A 5,656-nucleotide genomic window follows, 5' to 3' on the forward strand; every position below is an offset into this window, starting at 1 on the left:
CGCGCCCCGGCCCGCGTGCTCCTCCGCTCGGCCGGCGCGCAGCTCGGCTCCACGGTGCCGGGCTCGGGCCCCCGCCCCCCCCCGCCGAGCCCGGTCCCGCTGATCGCGGGGGAGATCACCGCGCTGGAGGCCGAGTACGACGCCACCGGCACCTACACCGTCCTCCGCGGCTACGACCAGGCCAACCGGCTGCTGCGCGGCCGGCGCACCGAGTCCTACACCCAGAGCACCGCGTCCGACGTGGCGACCAAGGTCGCGCAGCGGGCCGGGCTCCAGGTCGGCGAGGTGGAGTCGACCAGCACGGTGTACGAGCACCTGTCCCAGGGCGGGGTCACCGATTGGGAGTTCCTGGACGGCCTGGCCCGCGAGATCGGGTACGAGGTCGCCGTGCGCGACGGGAAGTTCTTTTTCGGCAAACCCAAGAAGGCCGACACCGCCCCGGACGGCGGCGGCGGTCCGGAGCAGCAGAACCCGCTCGTCGTCCGGCTGGGCACCGACCTGCTGCGGTTCCGGTCGCTGATCACCGCCGCCGAGCAGGTCAAGGAAGTCCAGGCGCGCGGCTGGGACCTGGCCCAGAAGAAGGCGCTGGTGGCCACCGCGCCGGCGAAGACCACCGCCGCGCAGCTGCCGACCTACACCCCGGTCGACATCGCCAAGAAGTTCGGCGACCCCGTCTACGTGGCCACCGACGTGGCCTTTCGGACCCAGGCCGAGGTGGACACCGCCGCCGCGGCCATCGCGGAACAGATCGCCGGCGCCTTCGCCGAGTTCGAGGGGGTCGCCCGGGGCAACCCGAAACTGCACGCCGGGGCGGCCATCACGGTGGACAACGTGGGCGCGCCGTTCGACGGCAAGTACACGATCACCGCCAGTCACCACCGGTACGACCCGAACACCGGCTACACGACGACGTTCTCGGTCACCGGGCGGTCCGAGCGCAGCCTGTACGGGCTGGCCAACGGCGGCGGCTCCGCCCGGCTCGGCCAGGGCCCGGTGGTGGCCCAGGTCAGCGACGCTAAGGACCCGCTGGAGCAGGGCCGGGTCAAGCTGACCTTCCCCTGGTTGTCCGAGACCTACGTCAGCGACTGGGCGCGCACCGTCCAGCCGGGCGCCGGCAAGGATCGTGGCGCCCTCGTGCTGCCCGAGGTCGGCGACGAGGTGCTGGTGCTGTTCGAGCAGGGCGACATCCGGCGGCCCTACGTGCTCGGCGGGCTGTTCAACGGGGTCGACTCGACCCCGAAGGGCAGCCCGGCGCTGATCGACGGCAGTTCCGGCGCGGTGAACCGGCGCTCCTTCGTCTCCCGGCGGGGCCACCGGATCGACCTCATCGACGAGGACGGCCGGACCGAGGGGATCACGCTGTCCACCACCGGCGACAAGCTGCAGCTCAAGATGGACTCGGTCGAGACCACGATCACCGTGCACAGCGACGGCAAGATCCGCATCGAGGGCAAGGGTGGCGTGCTGATCGACTCGGCCAGCAGCAAGCTCGAGCTCAAGGGCGGCGAGGTCGCCATCACCTCGACCGGCGGGGTCAAGATCGACGGCGGCAGCGGCGGGGTCGACGTGCAGACCAACGGCTCGCTCTCGCTCAAGGGCAGCACCGCCAAGGTCGAGGGCCAGGCCAGCGCCGAGGTCAAGGCCGGCGGCGTGCTGATCGTCCAGGGCTCGCTCGTGAAGATCAACTGACGGGACGTGATCGGACCATGCCACCAGCCGCCCGGGTCGGGGACCCGACCGGACACCCCGGCGTCATCGGACCGCCGGGGGTGCCGACCGTCCTCATCGCCGGCATGCCCGCCGCCACGGTCGGGACGCCGCACATCTGCTCGTTCCCGCCGCCCGCCGTGCACCCGCCGACGGCGATCGTGCCGCCCGGCTGCCCGACCGTGCTGATCGGTGGGCTGCCGGCGGCCCGGCTGGGCGACCTGTCCGCGTGCGGCGCGCCGATCATCGTCGGCGCCCCCACCGTGCTGATCGGAGGCTGAGTCATGGGGATCGGATCCGGAATCGATTTCGTCGGCGCCGGCTGGGCGTTCCCGCTGGCCACCGACGCCACCGGCGGCGTCGCGCTGGTCGTCCGCGAACGCGAGATCGAGGAGGCCATCCGGTTGATCCTGGCCACCGCGCCGGGGGAGCGGCCGATGCGGCCCGAGTTCGGCTGCCGGGTGCACGACCACGTCTTCGCGCCGATCAACGCGTCCACCGCCGGGGCCATCGCCTCCGACGTCCGGTACGCGCTGGAGATGTGGGAGCCGCGGATCACCGTGCACGACGTGCTGATCAGCTTCGACCAGGCCGACCTGGGCACGCTGTACATCGACATCCACTACTCGATCCGCGGGGTCAACGACCCGCGGAACCTGGTGTTCCCGTTCTACGTGATCCCCGACGAGCCGGCGCCCCCCGGCCTGCCCGCCGCGCCGGGCGGCCCGGCCGCCCTGGCGGCCCTGGACCGGGCCCAGACGAGAGGCTGACCGATGGTGCTGCCCGCCCCCAACCTCGACGACCGGCATTTCCAGGACCTCGTGGACGACGCCAAACGCCTGGTGCAGCAACGCTGCCCGGAGTGGACCGACCACAACGTCTCCGACCCCGGGGTCACCCTGATCGAGGCGTTCGCGCAGATGGTCGACCAGTTGATCTACCGGCTCAACCGCGTCCCCGACCGGCACTACGTCAAGTTCCTCGAGCTCATCGGGGTCGAGCTGCGCCCGCCGGCCGCCGCCCGCGGCAAGGTCACGTTCTGGCTGTCCGCGCCCCAGCCGCAGACCGTCGTGGTCCGGCGGGAGACCGAGGTCGCCACGCCCCGCACGGATGTCGCCGACCCGGTGGTGTTCTCCACGATCACCGACCTGGACATCGTGCCCTGCTCCTTCGAGCGGGCCGCCGCGATCCCGGTCGGCGGGGAGGCCGTCGACCACACCGTGGCGCTGCGGTCCGGCGGCGAGTTCGAGTGCTTCCAGAGTTCGCCGCAACCGGGCGACTGCCTGGTCATCGGCCTGTCCAACGCGGTGCCGTCCTGCGCGATCGTGCTCCGGATGGACTGCCGGGTCCGCGGGGTCGGCGTGCGGCCGGACTGGCCGCCGCTGATCTGGGAGGCCTGGACCGGGGCCGGCTGGTCGCCGTGCGACGTCGACCGGGACGACACCGGCGGCCTGAACAAGGCCGGCGACGTCGTCCTGCACGTGCCGGAGCAGCACGAGACCTCGATCCTGGCCCGCAACCGGGCCGGCTGGATCCGCTGCCGGCTCCTCGAACCCGAGGAGGGCCAGCCGACCTACACGCAGTCGCCGCGGATCCTGTCCATCTCCGCCTTCACCATCGGCGGCACCGCCCGCATGGTGCACGCCGAGGTGGTCCGGGGCGAGGACCTGGGCACCTCGGACGGCACGCCCGGGCAGCGCTTCGCCCTGCAGCGGCGCCCGGTGGTGCCCTGGGAGGAGCCGGGCGTGCTCCAGGTCATCGACGACGACGGCGTCACCGACTGGTCGCCGGTCGAGCACTTCGCCCAGGCCGGTCCGGACGAGACGTGCTTCCACATCGACGCGTTCGCCGGCGAGGTGCAGTTCGGGCCGGCGGTGCGGCAGGGCGACGGCACCCTGCGGCAGTACGGCGCGGTGCCGCCCAAGGGTGCCCACCTGCGGCTGTCGGTGTACCGGACCGGCGGGGGCGTGCGGGGCAACATCGCCACCGGCCAGGTGCGGGTGCTCAAGACGAGCGTTCCCTACGTGGCCCGGGTGGAGAACCGGACGCCGGCCGTCGGCGGGGCCCGGGCCGAGGACATCGAGGACGCCAAGCTGCGCGGCCCGCTGGTGCTGCGCTCCCGGGGCCGCGCGGTCACCGCCGAGGACTACGTCGAGCTGACCAAGCAGGTCGCCCCGGAGATCGCGCGGGTGCACTGCCTGGGCGTCGACGGCGGGGTGCGGGTGCTGCTGGTGCCGTTCGTGGCCACCGACGAGGTCGGCCGCATCCGCCGCGACGACCTCACCCCGCTGCCGGAGTCGCTGACCCGGATCGCCGCCTCTCTCGACGAGCGCCGCCTGGTCGGCACCCGCCTGGCCATCGAGCCGCCCGAGTACCAGGGGGTGACCGCGGTGATCAGCGTGCGGGCCCGGGCCCGCTACCGTCCGGAGGAGGTCCGGCACCAGGTCCTCTCGGCCGTCTACCGGCTGTTCGACCCGCTGCACGGGGGGCCGGAGGGCACCGGCTGGCCGCTCGGCCGGGCCGTGCAGGCCCACGAGGTCAACGCCGCGCTCGCCCGCATCCCCGGGGTCGACATGGCCGAGGAGGTCAACGTCCAGCTGTTCCCGGCCGACGCCGCGACCGGCCGCCGCGGCCAGTCGGCCCAGCGGATCCCGCTGGCGCCGACCGCCCTGGTGTTCTCCTTCGAGCACCAGGTCCGGGTGCGCGGGACATGAGAGTGCGGACCCGATGACCAGAGGGTTGGTACCCGGGCTGGCCAGCCCGTACCCGATCGGCGAGACCCTGCCCGGGGTGTTCCGCGGCGACTCGTTCACCCAGCGCTGGTGCGCTGCGCTCGACGAGGTGCTGGCGCCGATCGTGGCGACCCTGGACTCCTTCCCCGCCTACCTGGACCCGGCGACCGCCCCGGAGGCCCTGTTGCCGTGGCTGGCCGGCTGGATGGGCATCGCCCTGGACGGGCACCAGAGTGCCGAGCGGCAGCGGGAACTGGTGCAGATCGGGGTGGAGCTGCTGCAGTGGCGGGGCACCGCCCGCGGCATCCGGGCGGCCGTCCGGGCGCTGTTCGACCTCGACCCGGAGCTGGTCGAGTCCGGCGGCACCGCGACGTCGCCGCAGCCCGGGACCGCGCTGCCCGGCGGTGACCGGCCGGAGCTGCTGGTGCGGTTGCGGGTGCCGAATCCGGACGACTTCGACGTGCGCCGGCTCGACGCGCTGGTCGACATGGCCAAGCCGGCGCACCTGCCGCACCGGGTCGAGATCACCGGCTGAGCCCGGGGCTCGGGGCCGGCCGGCCGGGTCAGGTCGACTCGAGTTCCAGCTCGGCCTGCGCGGCGGCGTGCTCGCGGCGGGCCCGGGCGGCGGCGCTGTCGTCGCCGGCGTCCCGGTGCAGCTCGGCCAGCAGCTGCCAGGCCAGGTCCTGATAGCGGTCCACCTGCACCGACTGGCGGGCCGCGGCCAGCGCGGGGCGCAGCTGGCCCAGCGCCCGGTACTCCTGGGCCAGGGTGGCGGCCGCGGCGGCGGCCAGCACCCGCAGCCGGTCCCGCTCGCCGACCACGTACTCGGCCGGGCCGTCCTCCGGCAGCAGATCCCCCCGGTAGCGGGCGAGCGCGGCGGCGCGCAGCTCGACGGCCGAAGGATCGGCGCGCCGGACCGCCGCGTCGGCGTCGGCCAGGCCGCGTTCGAACGCCTCGACGTCCACCGTCGACCCGGCGGGCAGGGCCAACCGGTAGGCGTCCCCGCGGCGGGCCAGCACGGCCATGCCCGGCAGGCCGGCCTGTTCCAGCACCTGCCGGACGCTGGACACCGCGACCTGCAGCCGGCGCGTGCCGACCGCGAGGTCCACCCCGGGCCAGAGGGCGTCGACGAGCTGTTCGCGGTGCACGTCGCGGTTCGGGGACAGGGCCAGCAGGCGCAGCAGGGCCCGGGCCCGCGGCCGCAGCGCTCCCAGGTC

At 74.1% G+C, this 5,656-nt stretch carries 6 protein-coding genes; 5 read left to right on the top strand and 1 reads right to left on the bottom strand.

What is annotated here, in order from left to right; translation table 11 throughout:
* The 5 genes from ACOJUF_RS25490 to ACOJUF_RS25510 form a co-directional block, all read left to right on the top strand.
* A partial coding sequence (locus tag ACOJUF_RS25490) for a VgrG-related protein (protein WP_420124605.1) occupies window positions 1-1,689 on the top strand: 1,689 nt, incomplete at its 5' end.
* A gap of 17 nt (window positions 1,690-1,706) precedes the next feature.
* On the top strand, window positions 1,707-1,988 hold the full coding sequence (locus ACOJUF_RS25495) for a PAAR domain-containing protein (protein WP_420124606.1): 282 nt from the start codon (window positions 1,707-1,709) through the stop codon (window positions 1,986-1,988).
* Window positions 1,989-1,991: 3 nt separating this feature from the next.
* Window positions 1,992-2,477 (top strand): GPW/gp25 family protein, encoded by a 486-nt coding sequence (locus ACOJUF_RS25500; protein WP_420124607.1) that lies wholly within the window; start codon window positions 1,992-1,994, stop codon window positions 2,475-2,477.
* Window positions 2,478-2,480: 3 nt separating this feature from the next.
* A complete protein-coding gene (locus ACOJUF_RS25505) occupies window positions 2,481-4,421 on the top strand; it encodes a putative baseplate assembly protein (protein ID WP_420124608.1) in 1,941 nt (646 codons plus the stop codon).
* A gap of 13 nt (window positions 4,422-4,434) precedes the next feature.
* The gene (locus ACOJUF_RS25510; protein ID WP_420124609.1) at window positions 4,435-4,974 is read left to right on the top strand and encodes a phage tail protein; all 540 of its coding nucleotides are present in this window, start codon (window positions 4,435-4,437) and stop codon (window positions 4,972-4,974) included.
* Between the two features lie 28 nt (window positions 4,975-5,002).
* On the opposite strand, the gene ACOJUF_RS25515 is transcribed toward ACOJUF_RS25510, so the two are convergent.
* Window positions 5,003-5,656: AfsR/SARP family transcriptional regulator (locus ACOJUF_RS25515; protein ID WP_420124610.1), on the bottom strand; the 654-nt coding region annotated here is incomplete at its 5' end.

Source organism: Nakamurella sp. (assembly GCF_048594475.1).
Classification (GTDB): Bacteria; Actinomycetota; Actinomycetes; order Mycobacteriales; family Nakamurellaceae; genus Nakamurella.